Source organism: Gryllotalpicola reticulitermitis (genome assembly GCF_042651345.1).
GTDB classification, from domain to species: Bacteria; Actinomycetota; Actinomycetes; order Actinomycetales; family Microbacteriaceae; genus Gryllotalpicola; species Gryllotalpicola reticulitermitis.
The window spans coordinates 124,991-140,371 of record NZ_JBHSCN010000006.1 but is presented as its reverse complement, the minus strand read 5'-3'; the positions used below and the strand labels follow the sequence as shown (position 1 = coordinate 140,371).

Genomic DNA, 15,381 nt, shown 5'->3' with positions numbered 1-15,381 from the left:
CGGGGCGCCCGATGCGGCCACCGGCAGGTGCGTCGTCCGCTACGCGTCGACGTAGCGGCGAGGCACGCGTGCAGCGATCCGGGTGACGATCTCGTCGCCGAGCGTGCCGGAGAGGTCGCCCCACCGGCGTGCCGTCTGCTCGCCATCGGCACCGGGGCCGAAAAGGGTGACCACGTCGCCGATCGCCAGCTCCCCTGTCGCGCCGATCACCAGGTGGTCGCGCTCGACCTGCAGAATCGGATGCTGCGCCCCCCGCACAGCGACGGCGCACGCCCCTGCGACATTGCGTGGGACGCCGTCGCCGTAGCCGGCGCTCACGAAGCCGAGCGTGGTTCCGTCGGGGCCCGGTCGCGTGCCGAGCACCTGCGCGCGCAGCGTCATCACGGGCGTCAGGCCCAGTTCGGCGGGCGTCACGCCGTCGATCGAGGGGATGCCCCAGCTGTGACCGCCCATGCGCACCATGTCGAGGCGTACGTCGGGCCGCACCATGCCCGCGGCGCTCGCGGCGAGGTGCCGCAGAGCGACCGTCGCGCCGAGGTCACGGGCCACCGCAACGCCGGCGTGGAAGCGTTCGAGAGACAGGGTGTCCTCATCGTCGGACGCCTCGGCGATGTGCGTCCACACCGCGTGCGTGCGCACGAGCCCTTCGCGCTCGGCGCGGACGGCGGCGGTGACGACGGCCGGCCAGTCGGCGGCCGTCGCGCCGTTGCGGTGCAGCCCCGTGTCGAGCTTCAGGTGCAGTCGCGGAGGCGCGAACCCGGGCTCGGAGGCAACTCGGCGCGCGGCGTCGGCGATCGCTGCGATCTCGGCCACGCTGGAGGCCGACAGGTCGACACGCGCGCGAATCGCGTCGGCGAAGCCCTGCCCGGGCGGGTACAGCCAGGCGAGCACCGCGATCTCGGGGCCGATTCCGTTGGCGCGCAGATCAAGCGCCGACTCGACATCGAGCGCGCCGATCGTGCGGATTCCGCTCGCCACCGCCTGCTGGGCGGTGCGGACACGACCGTGGCCGTATGCGTCGGCCTTCACCACGAGCATCAGCTCGGCTGGTGCGACCGTGCGCCGCAGATGTCCGAGATTGCGGGCGAGGGCGCCCAAGTCGACAACGGCCTCGACGAGCGGACTGGTCACTGGGCGCCTCCGCTTGCGCTGCGTCGCACGCGCTTCGAGATCCGTGTGGTGATCTCGGCGCTGTGCGTGCCGAGCGCCTCGGCATGCTGCTGCGCCGTCGGCTCGCCGCGCCCCGCGTCGCCGACGATCACTGCGGGCGTGCCGAGGGCGGGAGCGGAGACATCACCGAGGTCGAGCATGGTCGCGTCCATCGCGACGCGGCCGGCGAGCGGATGCTTCGTGCCGTCGACGGATGCCTCGGTGCGGTTGCCCGCTGCCCGCGACAGCCCGTCGCCGTAGCCGAGCGTGATGAGCGCCAAGGTGGTCTCAGCGGCGGTGCGGTACGTGTACCCGTAGCTGACCCCTTCGCCGCCGCCGACGCGCTTCGTGAGCGCGATCGGCGCAGAGAACCGCAGCACCGGAGCGAAGTTGTCGGCCTGGTCGACGCCGAGCTCGCTCACGCCGAACAGCTCCGCCCCGATCACGGGGAACGCCGAGTCGACGATCGCCGGCACCCCGCGAGTCTCGGCCTCCGCGACGATGGCTTCGAGCTCGTCGGGAGCGAAGCCCGGGAATCCCTCACCCGTGTCCTCGGCGAGCATGACGCCCTGGACCCCGGCCGCCAGTGCGCGATGGAACTCCTCGCGCGATCGCACCGTCGGTGCCACGCCGAGTTCTTCAGCCCACGAGAAGTCGTCGCCCGGCACGTGCTGCGTCGTCACGATCAGCGGTTCCGCGGCCAGGGCGCGCACAGTGCGCGCCTCGTCGGCGCGCGTGACGACGAACGCCTGCGCGCCCCATTCGGCGAGTGCCGGCACTACGACGGCGAGGCCGTGCCCCCAGGCATCCGCCCCGACATCGACGAACAGCGGGGCGCCCTCGGTCAGCTCGCGAAATCGCTCGACGTTCGCCTTGAGGGCGTCGAGATCGATCTCAGCCTCGCGGAACGGCACGCTCATGCGACGATCGCTCGCTCGAATCGCGCACGCGTTCCGGTACGGATGCCGGTGACAGACGGCTTGTGCTCGTAGATGCCCGGCAGCCAGTTGCCTTCGAGGACCAGCGGGCCGTCGGGGCCGACCACGAAGTCCCAACCGACGTACGGAATCTGCGGCACCGTGCGGGCGACTACATCGATGAGCGCCTTGAGCTCGTCGACAAGCGGCAGCTGGAAGTCGACGATCGACACCCCGGACTCCGGATGCGTCGGAAAGCTGTTCGTGTTCTTCCCCGTGTGCCCCGCGCCGTACGAGCGGCCGTGCTCATCAAGCATCGTGTAGAAGCCGCCGGAGACCGGCTGGTCGCTGACCGCGCCGCGCCCGAACTTCTGCGCCCACGAAAGAATGTGGACGCGCTCACCGTCGAAAAAGGTGTTCACGCGCGTGGTGTTGACCGTTCCCGCACAGGCGGCGGCGAGCACCGGATGCTGCTCGATGTTCTGCTCGACCAGGAACTGGCCCTGGGCATTCAGCTCGCCGTGCAGGGCCGCCCAGTCGGACACGGTGCTCGTCTGGTAGCGCTCGACGCCGTTGCCGGCCTGCCCCGTCGGGACCTTTCCGATGAAGATCGGATGCTTCGTGCCGAACGCCTCGAGGGCCGCCGGCCCGCTCTCCCTGATGTCGAGCCATTCGCGCCCGAGGTACGCACCGAATGTGTGATTGAACGCGATCTTGTCGAGAAACAGGTCACGGTACGCCGGCGCGTCGTGACGCATCGCGATGTGGTTCGACAGCGGCGAGGTCATGAAGGTGCGCCGCTCGGCGCGACTCAGCATCGCGAAGTCGAGCTCGAAGTAGTCGTTGAACGCGGTGTCCCGAAATGCCGCCGACCACATCATGTCCGCGAAGACGGCGGCGGCGGAGCGATGGTGCTGATCCGCGGCGAGCCGGGCGCGGCGCGCGACGGAGGCCAGATCGAGGCCCCTGGCGCGGGTGAGGAAGAAGGTGAAGCGGCTGCGGTTGATGCTGGGCGCCGTCATTCACTTCACCGGCCGGATCACACCCATGGGCGTGCTCTGGTGGCCCTGCCCAAGAGGGTTGTCGGCCAAGATGCGCGCGAGCCGATGGTCGGCCTGCCGCGTCAGGGTAGAGCCGAGGATGTTCCCGCCCAGGTCGTTGATGTCGACGATCGCGACCTCGACCTTCCAGCCGAGCGCCGCCTTGACTTCACGGGCGACGTCGCGCGGGCGCGCCGGAGCGAGCACGACCTGGTGGTTGTACGGCGGGATCGTGCCGGAAGTCGGCCCGTCGATGCCGCGCGCCTTGGGGCCGGCGATGCGATAGAAGTCGCCCTTGCGGCCGACGGCCTTCGAGACCGCGGCGACCCCCGCTGCCAGCAGGATTCGCGGCGTGCCGCACTCGCGAAGCGCCATCTCCATCGTCTCGGGCATGCCGAGACCGATTCCATGCGGCGTCTTCTGCACGTATTTCGCGAGCACGGTCGCGAGCCGTCGCACCCTGATCTCTTCGAGCGGATACGAACGACCCTGTGTGATCGCCACGATCTTCTCGGTGATGAACAGGGTGTCGCCGTCCGCGACGTGCGGCGATGCGTGCTCGACCACGAAGGGCACGAGCTTCTCGCCGGCGAGCACGAGCGGAGTCCTGATCGGAATGCGCTGGTACTCGCTGCCGTCGACCGTGATGGTGAGGTTCTTGCCTTCGTTCGCCGTCAGGTCCACTCGGTTTACTCCAGGTAGTCGCGCAGCGACTGCGAGCGCGAGGGATGGCGCAGCTTCGCCATCGTCTTCGACTCGATCTGGCGGATACGCTCACGCGTCACGCCGAAGGTGTCGCCGATCTGGTCAAGGGTCTTGGGCTGGCCGTCGCCAAGACCGAAGCGCATGCGAATGACTCCCGCCTCGCGCTCGGAGAGCGAGTCGAGCAGGCTCTCGAGCTGCTTCTGCAGCATCGTGAAGCCCACGGCATCAGCCGGAACAACCGCCTCGGTGTCCTCGATGAGGTCACCGAACTCGCTGTCGCCGTCCTCGCCGAGCGGCGTGTGCAGCGAGATCGGCTCACGGCCGTACTTCTGCACCTCGACGACCTTCTCGGGGGTCATGTCGAGCTCGCGGCTCAGCTCTTCCGGCGTGGGCTCGCGGCCCAGGTCCTGCAGCATCTGACGCTGCACGCGGGCGAGCTTGTTGATGACCTCGACCATGTGCACCGGAATGCGGATCGTGCGCGCCTGGTCGGCCATTGCGCGGGTGATCGCCTGACGGATCCACCAGGTCGCATAGGTCGAGAACTTGAAGCCCTTGGTGTAGTCGAACTTCTCGACCGCGCGGATGAGGCCCAGGTTGCCTTCCTGGATCAGGTCGAGGAACTGCATGCCGCGGCCGGTGTAGCGCTTGGCGAGCGACACCACGAGGCGCAGGTTCGCGCCGAGGAGGTGGCTCTTGGCGCGCTGGCCGTCGCGGGCGACCCAGGAGAGCTCGCGGCCGAGCTGAGTGCGCTTCTCCTTGTCGTCCATGTGAGAGAGCTTCTCTTCGGCGAAGAGGCCCGCCTCGATGCGCATTGCGAGCTCGACCTCTTGCTCGGCGTTGAGCAGTGCGACCTTACCGATCTGCTTGAGGTAGTCCTTCACCGGGTCGGCCGTCGCGCCGGTGATCGTCGTCGAATAGACGGGCACGTCGTCGTCCTCGTCGGCGGCACGCAGCACGATCGCCCCCGTGGGGAGCGGCTCCGTCATCACCGGCGCGGCGGGCTTCGCCTCGTCTTCGGTCTCCTCGGCCTCGTCGCCGGTGGCCGGGGTGTCAGCCTCAGCGGCCGGCTCCTCGGTGAGCTCGGTCTCGTCGAGCTCTTCCTCGGCCTCGTCGTCGCCGGGCTCGTCGGACGAAGCCGATGAAGAGGCCTTCTTGGTCGCCGTGCGCTTCGTGGTCGCCGCGGTCTTTGCTGCGGCGGTCTTCTTCGCAGTGGTCGGAGTCTTCGCACCGGCGCGCTTCGGGCTCGCAGCGGGCTTGCGCGCGGGCTTCGCCGTCTCCTCGACGACCTCAGGGGCCTCAGTAGTGGCGGTCTTGGCTGCCATGGTGGTCACCTTTCGTCCGTAGTGCGGACATTACAAAGGCCCATGTCAAGCCCGGGTCGGAGCGGCGCCGCTGTCATTCAGCTAGCGCCCCGCGGGATTGAATGGTCCTAGAAGTTACAGTATGACACAGGCGAGTGCGTCATCAGGTCCAACGTCCGGCGGGGTGTCGCGTATTCCGGTCGGCGCGGCTCTGCAGCCCGATTCAGCGCGGCTCAGTCGCTCGAGTCGTCCCGGCCGTGGCGGCGCTGGTGCGCGAGGAACTGCTCAAGCTCCGCGGCGATCTCATCGGCGGTCGGCAGGTTGCCCGCCTCACCGAGCCCGCGCCGCACGGGGTTGTCCTGCATGTAGGTGTCGTGGCGTTCTTCGAGCGCGCCGACCAGTCGCTGCAGCTCGGCATTGCCGAGCACCTGCTCGTTGATATTCGCGATGAAGTCGCGGTCGTCGGCACGCAGGTCGTCGGTCGGGAAGACGAGACCGGTCGCCGCCGAGATGCCCTGCAACGCCGTAATGAGCGCGGCGGGATACTCCGTGTCGCCGAGGTAGTGAGGCACGAGCACCACGAAGCCGTTGGTGGCGTGACCCTTCTCCATCAGCCGGCTCTCGATCAGATGCATCGCCGTGGCCGGCGCCTGCGAGCGCGGCCGCCATGCCGAGAGCTGCTCGATGAGCTCCGCGTTGTTGCCGCTCACCGTGAGCTGCAGCGGGCGGGTGTGCGGAACCGGCATCGGGATCGCGTGCACCCAGTTGACGCTCGAGACCTCGAACGTCTCGACGAGGCCGACCACCGCCGCAGCGAATGCTTCCCAGGCGAAATCGGGCTCATACCCGCCGAGGAACAGGAACGGGCGCCCGACCTCGTCATGCACGAGGTACAGGGCGAGTTTCGGCGGGTTGTAGTCCTCGACGTGGTCGTGCTCGAACGTGAAGGTCGGGCGGCGCGCCCGGTAGTCGAGAAGGATGTCGTTGTCGAAGCGGGCGAGCAGCTCGTGACCGGGAAGGTTCTCGAGCGTGTACGCGCCGAGCAGTGAGATGGCGCCGCCGGCGTCTGCGAAGCCGGTGAGGCCGGCGATCAGGGGCAGTCCGGCAGGCACGTCCATCGCCTCTGCGGTGAGCTCGTACAGTTCCCGGGGGTTGCGCATGTGTCAACTGTAGGCGCGCGTGCGCACGCGCTCGGGGCGGTCTGCTGATGCCCACAGCGAACAGCCTCGGAGGCCGTCGGTAGGGTTCTGATCATGACCACCCCCGCGCTTTCCGTGATTCCTCATGCGGCCGCCGCGGACACCGACGTCACGGTGTTCGCAGCGCTGTCGACCCGGCCCTCCCCCACCGTGCTCGCCGCGGAACGCGATCCGGGACTCGCCGAAGCGATCGCCCGTCAGCTGCCGCTCATCGGCTTCGGCGGCGCGCCCGATGAGCTTGCGCGGCTCGTGGTCGACGGCCGGCCCTACGCGGTGATCGGAGTCGGGAAGCAGGCGACCCCGGACTCGTTGCGGGCAGCGGCGGGCTCCGCGGTCCGACAACTGGCGGGCGCGGCATCCGTCACCCTCGCCTTCCCGAGCGACGACGAACTGCTGCCCGCCGTACTGACCGGTGCCGCACTGGGGTCCTACTCGTATGACGCGTACCGCTCTGCGCCGGCGCAGAAGCAGCCGGTCGAGCGCGTGGCGGTCGTGGCAGATGAGACGGATGCTTCGGCCGCGGTGGCGGCGCGGGCCACCGTCGAGGCGGCCGCGGTCGCCCTCGTGAAGGACCTGTTCCATCAGCCCCCGATCGACCTCTACCCCGAGACCTTCACGCACGCCGCTCGGGAGGCGGTCGGCCACCTGCCCGTCGACGTGCAGGTGTGGGAGGAGCACGAGCTGGCCCAAGAAGGGTTCGGCGGCATCCTCGGCGTCGGTCAGGGTTCGACTCGCGGGCCACGCCTCGTGAAGCTGAGCTACTCACCCGCCGGAACGGCAGCGCACCTCGCGCTCGTCGGCAAGGGCATCACCTTCGACTCGGGCGGTCTCTCGCTCAAGCCGCCGACCGGCATGATCGGCATGAAGGGCGACATGACCGGCGCCGCGGTCGCCCTCGGCGTGCTGCGCGCGGTCGCCGAGCTCGAGCTCCCGGTGCGCCTCACGGCGTGGCTGTGCCTCGCTGAGAACATGCCGTCCGGGTCGGCGATCCGCCCCGGCGACGTTCTGCGCATTCGCGGTGGCAAGACGGTCGAGGTGCTCAACACCGATGCTGAAGGGCGCCTTGTGATGGCAGACGGCCTCGTCGCCGCCTCCGAGGAGCAGCCCGACCAGATCATCGACATCGCGACGCTCACGGGAGCCAAGGTGACGGCACTCGGCACGCGTTACTCGGCGCTGATGGGCGACGAGGAGCTGATCGGCGAGCTACGTGCGGCGGCAGCGGAGACCGGGGAGCTGTTCTGGCCCATGCCGCTCCCCGAGGAACTGCGTGCGACGATCAACTCGCCGATCGCGGACATCGCGAACGCGAACCCGGGCGTACCGGCCGGCGGCATGCTGCTCGCCGGGGTGTTCCTGCGGGAGTTCGTCGGCACGCGCGGTGATGGAGACGATGCGCCGCGAATCCCCTGGGCCCACCTCGACATCGCAGGTTCCGAGGAGAACAAGGGCGCACCGTTCGGATTCACTCAGAAGGGCGCTACCGGCGTCGCGGTACGCCTGCTGATCCGGCACTCCGAACGCGTTGCGCAAGCGTCACAGAAGCGGCCGCAGCCCCGGGTATAAGGTCGATGGTTGTGCCCCAGCATCGCTTCGATCTCGTCGTTCTCGGCGGTGGCAGAGGGGGTTACGCTGCGGCACTGCGTGCTGCGGAGCTCGGCTCCCGGGTCGCGCTGATCGAGAAGGACAAGGTCGGCGGCACGTGTCTGCATCGCGGCTGCATTCCGACCAAGGCGCTGCTTCACGCCGGCGAGGTCGCGGACTATGCGCGCGGGGCCGAGAAGTTCGGCGTGCTCGCAGCGTTCGAGGAAGTCGAACCCGAGCGGCTCGCCCGCTACCGCGACGGACTCGTCGCGAAGAAGTTCAAAGGGCTCGAGACCCTGATTCGCGCCCGCGGCATCACTGTCGTGCCGGGTGAGGGGCACCTGACCTCCGCGCGTACTGTGAGCGTCGGCGATGACGAGTACACCGCCGAGAACATCGTGGTCGCGACGGGGTCGTACGCGCGCTCGCTCTCCGGGCTCGACCTTGGCGGCCGCGTGATCACGAGCGATGAGGCGCTGCGGCTCGACTGGGTCCCGAAGCGCGCGGTCGTGCTCGGCGGCGGCGTCATCGGCGTCGAGTTCGCGAGTATCTGGCGATCCTTCGGCGCTGAGGTCACCATCATCGAGGCACTCCCCCACCTTCTGCCCGCGGAGGACGAGGCGATCAGCCGAGGTCTCGAGCGAGCATTCCGCCGTCGCGAGATCGACTTCCGGCTCGGCGTGCCATTTCGCGACGTCACGCAGGGCGACGAGGGCGTCACCGTGACACTCGAGAACGGCGACGTCGTCGAGGCCGAGCTGCTTCTCGTCGCGGTCGGGCGAGCGCCGGCGACGGAAGGGCTCGGGCTCGAAGAGGCCGGCGTCGAGCTCGATCGCGGTTTCGTGGTGACGGATGCCGGGCTCCAGACATCCGTTCCGGGCGTCTATGCCGTCGGCGACATCGTGCCCGGTGTCCAGCTGGCCCACCGCGGCTTCCAGCAGGGCGTCTTCGTCGCCGAGCGGATCGCCGGGCTCGCACCGCGCGTCGTCGACGAGGCGTCGATTCCCCGCGTCACCTATAGCGACCCCGAAGTCGCGTCCGTCGGGCTGACCGAGGCGAAAGCCGCAGCGCGGTACGGGGAGGACGCCGTCAGCACCTACGAATACGGCCTCGCGGGCAATGGCAGGAGCGAGATCCTCGGCACGAACGGCATGGTCAAGGTCGTGCGCGTCGCCGGCGGACCGGTCGTCGGGGTCCACCTGCTCGGCGCGCGCATCGGTGAGCTCATCGGCGAGGCTCAGCTCATCGTGGGCTGGGAAGCCGAGCCGGAAGACATCGCCCCGTTCATCCACGCCCACCCCACCCAGAACGAAGCCATCGGTGAAGCGCTCCTGCGGCTCGCCGGTAAGCCGTTGCACGCGCTGTGAGCAGAGCAGCACGCAATAAGCTATTTCTCAACTGAAGGTCTAAAGGAGACAGTCTCATGAGCGAATCCGTCAGCCTCCCGGCACTCGGCGAGAGTGTCACAGAGGGCACGGTCACCCGCTGGCTCAAGAACGTCGGCGACCGCGTCGAAGTTGACGAGCCCCTGCTGGAAGTCTCGACCGACAAGGTCGACACCGAGATCCCCTCGCCGGTCGCCGGCGTCATCGAGGCGATCCTGGTCCAGGAAGACGAGACCGTCGAGGTCGGTACGGCACTGGTCACCATCGGCGACGGCAGCGCCGCGGCCGCTCCGGCCGAGGCCGAACCCGCTCCGGCAGCGACGCCCGAGCCGGTCGCCGCGCCCGAGCCGGCGCCCGCCGCCGAGCCTGCACCCGCTGCTGAGCCCGCGCCGCAGCCGGCTGCCGAGCCGGCCCCGCAGCCCGCCGCTGCGCCGGAGCCCGCGCCTCAGCCAGCAGCGCCTGCTCCTGCTCCTCAGCCCGCCGCATCCGCTCCTCAGCCCGCAGCGGCTGCTCCTGCTCCTCAGCCCGCTGCGCCTGCGCCTGCCGCGGCCAGCACTCCGGCTGCTGGGGGCGCCCACGCCGCCAGCGGCTACGTGACCCCGATCGTGCGCAAGATCGCGAGCGAGCAGGGCGTCGACCTGAACTCGATCACAGGAACGGGCGTCGGCGGTCGGATCCGCAAGGAGGACGTGCTGAACGCCGCGGCCGGCGGCTCGGCCGCTGCCGCCCCCGCAACGGCAGCCACCGCGCCGATCAAGCTCGAGGTTTCGCCGCTGCGCGGCACGACCGCCGCGGCGTCTCGCCTCACGAAGGTGATGTCGCAGCGCGCTGTCGAGTCGATGCAGCAGACTGCGCAGCTCACCACGATCGTCAAGGTCGATGTGACCAAGATCGCGCAGCTCCGCGATCGCACCAAGGGCACGTTCCTCGAGAAGACCGGCAACAAGCTGTCGTTCCTGCCGTTCTTCGCCAAGGCAGCTCTCGAAGCCCTGCAGGCGTACCCGATCATCAACTCGACCTTCGACGGGTCGACGATCACCTACCCGGGCACCGAGAACCTCGCGATCGCGGTCGACACCGAGCGCGGCCTGCTGACGCCGGTCATCACCGATGCCAGTGCGCTCAACATCGCCGAGCTCGCCGCGCAGATCGCTGACCTCGCGAGCCGCACCCGCGACAACAAGCTGAAGCCCGACGAGCTCGCGGGCGGCACCTTCACGCTGACCAACACCGGGTCGCGCGGAGCGCTGTTCGACACCCCGGTGGTGTTCCTCCCGCAGTCGGCCATTCTCGGTACCGGCACCGTGCAGAAGGAGCCCACCGTCATCACGGTCGATGGTCAAGACGTCATCGCGATCCGCTCGACGGTCTACCTCGCCCTGTCGTACGACCACCGCACGATCGCCGGCGCGGATGCCGCCCGTTATCTCGGGGCCGTGAAGGCACGCCTCGAGCAGGGCGCGTTCGAGCAGGACCTCGGCATCTAAGGGCTCAGTTCTCGTAGAGCTGTCTCAGCCGCCATCCGGCCTCGGTCCTCATCACGAGGGCCGAGGCCGGTGCTGTCTCCGCGTGTTGCGGGGTCAGCGCGATTAGCGCGGAGTCGCCTGCGCGCTCGATGAGTGACGGCGTCAACGCGCCGAGCGGCCGCGCCGGTCGATCGAGATCGGATGCCCCGCCGTCGGCGATCCGCGCGAGACATGCCGTGCGCTCGTCCGGCGCCGCTGCAAGGCAGGCGTCTCTACGGAGGAGCAACTCGGTGGTCGCGGCGACGGGGTCTGTGCCGCCCAGCACAACGGAGCCCGAGCCTGACGCCGTCGCCACGGGAGCCGAATGGGGCGGGCTCGGTCCAGCGCCCAGGTCGGGCTCGTCGCGCGCGGTCGGCGCTGTGGACGCGGTCGGCGACGCCGACGACGCGGCGCCGCTGGGCGTGCCGTCGGGCAGGAGAACGACTGCGGCCATGATGAGCGTCACCGCTGCCGCGCCTCCGGCGAGGACCACGCGTGCGCGGCCGCGCAGGCGCGACCGGGCCGTCGCCAGCCACTGTCGCAGCTGCTCGCGCGGTGCCGCGAGTAGCGCGGCGGGTCCGGCGTCGAATGCCTCGACCAGTGCCGAAGCGCTGGGGCGGCGGTGCGCCGCGCCAGAGCGCATCTCGCTGCGTGCTGCTCGGGCATCGGAGACCGAGCGGCTCGTTCGCTCCGACACGGCACTCAGCGGCACTGGCGCACTCAACTGCCCTGGCACAGTCAGCTGAACTGGCGCCGGTTCGGCCACGTCGAAGAGCGCCTCTTCCAGCTGAGCCAGGTGCGCGGCTGACTCGTTCGCACCGAGCGCGGCGAGAGCGAGGCGGAGCCCGAGCTGTCGTGCGCCGAGCGGACCGCCGCCGGTGCGCGCCGACATCAGCAGACCAAGTCGTTCGGCGAGGGCCCCCATGGCGCGCCAGTCGTCGGCGGAACCGCCTGCCCCGGCCTGAATGATTTCGCGCAACGCGGTGACGCCGAACAGCACGGGGCGGCCGGTGAGGTCGAAGCGCAGCTCGTCATCGGCGAGGTCGGCGCCGCAATAGCCGGCCGCGTGGAGCGCCGCGACAGCGCGCGCCGCGCTGACGACCACTGTCACGGACTCGCTCGGTGTGAGGCGTCGCCGTATCACGACGTCGGCGAGCGTCGGGCCGTCCACCGCTTCGAGCACCAGTTCGCGTCGGCCGCCGAGCGCGGTGACATCGAGCACCGTCGGCAGATGCGCCGAGTCCGCGGCAAGCAGGGCGGCGACCTGACGGCCGAAACGCCCCGCGTCGTCGGCGTGCGCAGTGGCCGCGGCATCCGTCATGTCCTGATGCTCGCAAGCCGCGGCCTCGATTCGCTCGGCTGGGAGCGCGAGGTGTGGACAACTGGTCCGACCCGACGCGTGTGCACGTCGAGACGCACCGGCGAGGTGCTAGAAACGCTGCGTGGGACGCACTGCTGTGGCCATCATCGGACTCATCGTCATGATCGCGCTGATCGTCGGCCTCGATGTCGTGTTCCTGCGTCATCACTTCGTCGTGCGCCTCATCGTCAACGTCGCCATCGTCGCGGTCTTCGCGCTCTTCTACTTCCTCGTGCTGCACCGCCGTTGACGTGCGTCGCCGGAGCGTAGGCTGGCGATACAACTCCAGACCACCGACGTAGGGAAACCCTCCGACATGATCGAGTACCGCGTCACGGGACTAAGCGCCAATTCCGTGCCGTATCTCGAAGCCCTTGAACTCCAGCGTGAAACCCACGCTGCCGTGGTTCGCGGCTCGGCGCCTGACACTGTCCTCCTCCTCGAGCACCCCTCGGTCTACACCGCGGGAAAGCGCACCGAGGCCTCCGAGCGGCCCGACGACGGCACCCCCGTCATCGACGTCGACCGCGGCGGGAAGATCACCTGGCACGGGCCGGGCCAGCTGGTCGGCTACCCGATCATGCGACTGCCGCAGCCCGTCGACGTGGTCGCGTTCGTGCGGCAGCTCGAACAGGTCCTGATCGACGTCGTCGCCGAATTCGGCGTGGAAGGGCATCGAGTCGATGGCCGCAGCGGCGTGTGGGTGTCGCAGACGACGGATGCCGGCGAACCCGCTCCCGACGCCAAGATCGCCGCAATCGGGCTCAGGGTCGCGGAAGGGGTCACCATGCACGGCTTCGCGTTGAACTGTTCGAACGGCCTCGAGCCGTACGACCGCATCGTGGCCTGCGGCATCCGTGATGCCGGTGTGACGACCCTCTCGCGCGAGCTCGCCCGTCGCGGCGACACCGCGATCGTCGACCCCGAGGCGGCCGTTCCGGTCGTGCAGCGCTGTTTCGAGCACCGCTTCGCCCAGCAGGTGGTGGCCGCGTGACGATCACGAGCATCACGAACGGCGGTGGACCCGCACAGGACACGACGGGCCGGAAGCTGTTGCGCCTGGAGATCCGCAACGCGCAGACCCCGATCGAGAAAAAGCCGGACTGGATCAAGACCCGGGCGAAGATGGGCCCTGAGTACCGCCAGCTGCAAGACCTGGTCAAGACCGAGCAGCTCCACACGGTCTGCCAGGAGGCCGGGTGCCCCAACATCTTCGAGTGCTGGGAGGACCGCGAGGCGACGTTCCTGATCGGCGGCTCGGCGTGCACCCGGCGTTGCGACTTCTGCCAGATCGACACCGGGAAGCCCGCCGATTACGACATGGACGAGCCGCGGCGGGTCGCGGAGTCGGTCGCCCAGATGCAGCTGCGCTACGCGACGGTCACGGGCGTCGCGCGCGACGACCTCGCGGACGAAGGAGCGTGGCTGTACGCCGAGACGATCCGCGAGATCCACCGGCAGGCTCCCGGTGTCGGCGTCGAGATCCTCGTGCCCGATTTCTCGGGCAACCCGCGTCACCTCGGAGAGGTCTTCAGCGCCCGACCCGAGGTCTTCGCGCACAACGTCGAGACGGTGCCGCGCATCTTCAAGCGCATTCGCCCGGCGTTCCGCTACGAGCGCTCGCTCGGTGTGCTCACGCAGGCGAAGGAAGCCGGCCTCATCACCAAGTCGAACCTGATCCTCGGCATGGGTGAGGAGCCGGAAGAGGTGCTGCAGGCACTCGAGGACCTTCACCTCGCGGGCACGGACCTGATCACGATCACGCAGTACCTGCGACCGAGCCCGCGGCACCTGCCGGTAGCTCGCTGGGTGCGGCCTGAGGAGTTCCTCGACTTCGAGGAGGCGGCACGCGAGATCGGATTCCTCGGCGTCATGTCGGGACCGCTCGTGCGCTCGTCGTACCGTGCAGGGCGCCTCTGGGCGCAGGCGCGCGACGCCCTCGTCGAGCGCTCCGCATAGCCGGGCGGACAGGTCGCGTCGGGTACCCTTTAGCCATGGCACGAAACAGCTCTGCGGACGCGCAGAAGCCCGCAGAACCGGGTCGCATGCGTCAGATGTGGGACGTCTTCAAGATGACCCGCAAGTACGACAGTCAGGCTCTTCCGCTGATGATCGGCGGCTTCTTGCTGCCGGTCGTCGTGGGTGTCGTGCTGGGCCTGTTCCTGTCGGGGAACATCTTCACGCGGGTCATGTGGATCGTCGCCGGCGTCCTCGGCGGTGTGCTGCTCGCAATCGTCGTACTGGGGCGTCGTGCCGAGCGCGCGGCGTACTCGCAGATCGAGGGCCAGGCGGGTGCCGTCGGAGCCGTACTGCGCTCGTCGCTGCGACGCGGCTGGCGCGGCAGCGAGATGCCGGTCGCAGTGAACAGCAAGACTCGCGACGCTGTGTACCGAGCGGTCGGCCGCGGCGGTGTCGTGCTCATCAGCGAGGGCCCGAAGTCGCGTACTGCACGAATGGTCGACGAAGAGCGTCGCAAGATCAATCGCACGGTTCCCAACGTCGCCGTCACGACGATCAGCGTCGGCCCTGACGCCGACTCTGTACCGCTGCACAGGGTCGCCGGCACGCTGGCGAAGATCAAGCCGACGCTCACCAAGACCGAGATCGGTGCGGTCGACAACAGGCTCTCGTCGCTGCAGACGGCGCTGCCCATTCCGAAGGGCGTCGACCCGACCCGCGTGCGCGCGCCGCGCCAGCCGCGCTAGCGGACTAGCTGCGGACCAGCACGGTTCCCGCGACCTTGTCGTGGAAGCCGCGCTGATCCGAGTCCCAGACGAGCGCGGGCACGACGACCGCAAGCAGGATGCTTCGTACCACGGGCCGCCAGAGGGCCGGCTTCGATCCGGGCAGCGCCGACAGCCGCAGGCCGACGATTCGGTGGCCGATCGAGCCGCCGAGCGCCCAGATCGCAAGGATCTGCAGAGCCGCGAAGATCGGGTACACGGTCCAGCCGCCGTAGTGGCGAGTGATGAGCCAGGAGATCGCCGATGCGATCGCCCAGTCGATGAAGAGCGCCACGATCCGGCGCCCGAAGCGCCCGACGGACCTGTGCCCGGACTCGGGCAGGCCGAGTCGCTCCCCTGGGAAGATGCTCGGGGCAACGACATCCGTACGTGCGCTCACCTGCTCATCCTAGGAAGCGGCTGCTTCACGCGGGCCGTGTAACATGCCGGAAACAATCGCGTCACTGCAGAGAAATGGCCTGCCCATACCCTGCAAACGGGTCGCGTTCG

General features: G+C 69.2%; 15 protein-coding genes. 7 read left to right on the top strand and 8 right to left on the bottom strand.

Features of this window, described 5'->3' with window-relative positions:
* Nucleotides 1-39 precede the first annotated feature (39 nt).
* From ACFOYW_RS13945 to ACFOYW_RS13920, 6 genes are all read right to left on the bottom strand, one after another.
* Nucleotides 40-1,131, bottom strand: a complete 1,092-nt coding sequence (locus ACFOYW_RS13945; RefSeq protein ID WP_390230054.1) for an alanine racemase — start codon at nt 1,129-1,131, stop codon at nt 40-42.
* Nucleotides 1,128-2,069: an alanine racemase C-terminal domain-containing protein gene (locus ACFOYW_RS13940; RefSeq protein ID WP_390230051.1), complete on the bottom strand. Its 942-nt coding sequence runs from the start codon at nt 2,067-2,069 to the stop codon at nt 1,128-1,130. The genes ACFOYW_RS13945 and ACFOYW_RS13940 overlap by 4 nt, the downstream gene beginning before the upstream one ends.
* Nucleotides 2,066-3,088 (bottom strand): sugar-transfer associated ATP-grasp domain-containing protein, encoded by a 1,023-nt coding sequence (locus tag ACFOYW_RS13935; protein WP_390230048.1) that lies wholly within the window; start codon nt 3,086-3,088, stop codon nt 2,066-2,068. The genes ACFOYW_RS13940 and ACFOYW_RS13935 overlap by 4 nt, the downstream gene beginning before the upstream one ends.
* Nucleotides 3,089-3,790 carry a coenzyme F420-0:L-glutamate ligase gene (locus ACFOYW_RS13930; protein WP_390230045.1) on the bottom strand — a complete coding sequence of 234 codons (702 nt, stop codon included), beginning with the start codon at nt 3,788-3,790 and terminating at the stop codon, nt 3,089-3,091.
* Between the two features lie 5 nt (nt 3,791-3,795).
* Complete coding sequence (locus ACFOYW_RS13925) at nt 3,796-5,136, bottom strand: RNA polymerase sigma factor (RefSeq protein ID WP_390230042.1); 1,341 nt, start codon at nt 5,134-5,136, stop codon at nt 3,796-3,798.
* 212 nt (nt 5,137-5,348) lie between these two features.
* Nucleotides 5,349-6,275 carry a proteasome assembly chaperone family protein gene (locus tag ACFOYW_RS13920; protein ID WP_390230040.1) on the bottom strand — a complete coding sequence of 309 codons (927 nt, stop codon included), beginning with the start codon at nt 6,273-6,275 and terminating at the stop codon, nt 5,349-5,351.
* A gap of 93 nt (nt 6,276-6,368) precedes the next feature.
* Here ACFOYW_RS13920 and ACFOYW_RS13915 point away from each other — a divergent pair, with 93 nt between their 5' ends.
* Genes ACFOYW_RS13915 through sucB form a run of 3 tightly spaced genes read left to right on the top strand, consistent with a single transcriptional unit; the run spans nt 6,369 to nt 10,770 of the window.
* Nucleotides 6,369-7,880: a leucyl aminopeptidase gene (locus ACFOYW_RS13915; RefSeq protein WP_390230037.1), complete on the top strand. Its 1,512-nt coding sequence runs from the start codon at nt 6,369-6,371 to the stop codon at nt 7,878-7,880.
* A gap of 11 nt (nt 7,881-7,891) precedes the next feature.
* Nucleotides 7,892-9,265, top strand: coding sequence for a dihydrolipoyl dehydrogenase (lpdA, locus tag ACFOYW_RS13910; protein ID WP_390230034.1), 1,374 nt, complete (start codon nt 7,892-7,894; stop codon nt 9,263-9,265).
* A gap of 56 nt (nt 9,266-9,321) precedes the next feature.
* Nucleotides 9,322-10,770, top strand: a complete 1,449-nt coding sequence (sucB, locus tag ACFOYW_RS13905) for a 2-oxoglutarate dehydrogenase, E2 component, dihydrolipoamide succinyltransferase (protein ID WP_390230031.1) — start codon at nt 9,322-9,324, stop codon at nt 10,768-10,770.
* A 4-nt stretch (nt 10,771-10,774) separates the two neighbouring features.
* Here sucB and ACFOYW_RS13900 read toward each other — a convergent pair whose 3' ends face one another.
* Nucleotides 10,775-12,109, bottom strand: a complete 1,335-nt coding sequence (locus ACFOYW_RS13900) for a hypothetical protein (protein ID WP_390230028.1) — start codon at nt 12,107-12,109, stop codon at nt 10,775-10,777.
* Nucleotides 12,110-12,230: 121 nt separating this feature from the next.
* Here ACFOYW_RS13900 and ACFOYW_RS13895 point away from each other — a divergent pair, with 121 nt between their 5' ends.
* The 4 genes from ACFOYW_RS13895 to ACFOYW_RS13880 all read left to right on the top strand — a co-directional run bounded on the left by ACFOYW_RS13895 (nt 12,231) and on the right by ACFOYW_RS13880 (nt 14,853).
* Nucleotides 12,231-12,398, top strand: coding sequence for a hypothetical protein (locus tag ACFOYW_RS13895; protein WP_390230026.1), 168 nt, complete (start codon nt 12,231-12,233; stop codon nt 12,396-12,398).
* 66 nt (nt 12,399-12,464) lie between these two features.
* Complete coding sequence (lipB, locus tag ACFOYW_RS13890) at nt 12,465-13,142, top strand: lipoyl(octanoyl) transferase LipB (RefSeq protein ID WP_390230023.1); 678 nt, start codon at nt 12,465-12,467, stop codon at nt 13,140-13,142.
* Nucleotides 13,143-13,144: 2 nt separating this feature from the next.
* Nucleotides 13,145-14,107: a lipoyl synthase gene (lipA, locus tag ACFOYW_RS13885; RefSeq protein WP_390231393.1), complete on the top strand. Its 963-nt coding sequence runs from the start codon at nt 13,145-13,147 to the stop codon at nt 14,105-14,107.
* 35 nt (nt 14,108-14,142) lie between these two features.
* Nucleotides 14,143-14,853 carry a DUF4191 domain-containing protein gene (locus ACFOYW_RS13880; protein WP_390230021.1) on the top strand — a complete coding sequence of 237 codons (711 nt, stop codon included), beginning with the start codon at nt 14,143-14,145 and terminating at the stop codon, nt 14,851-14,853.
* A 4-nt stretch (nt 14,854-14,857) separates the two neighbouring features.
* Here ACFOYW_RS13880 and ACFOYW_RS13875 read toward each other — a convergent pair whose 3' ends face one another.
* Complete coding sequence (locus tag ACFOYW_RS13875; protein WP_390230018.1) at nt 14,858-15,271, bottom strand: RDD family protein; 414 nt, start codon at nt 15,269-15,271, stop codon at nt 14,858-14,860.
* Nucleotides 15,272-15,381 lie beyond the last annotated feature (110 nt).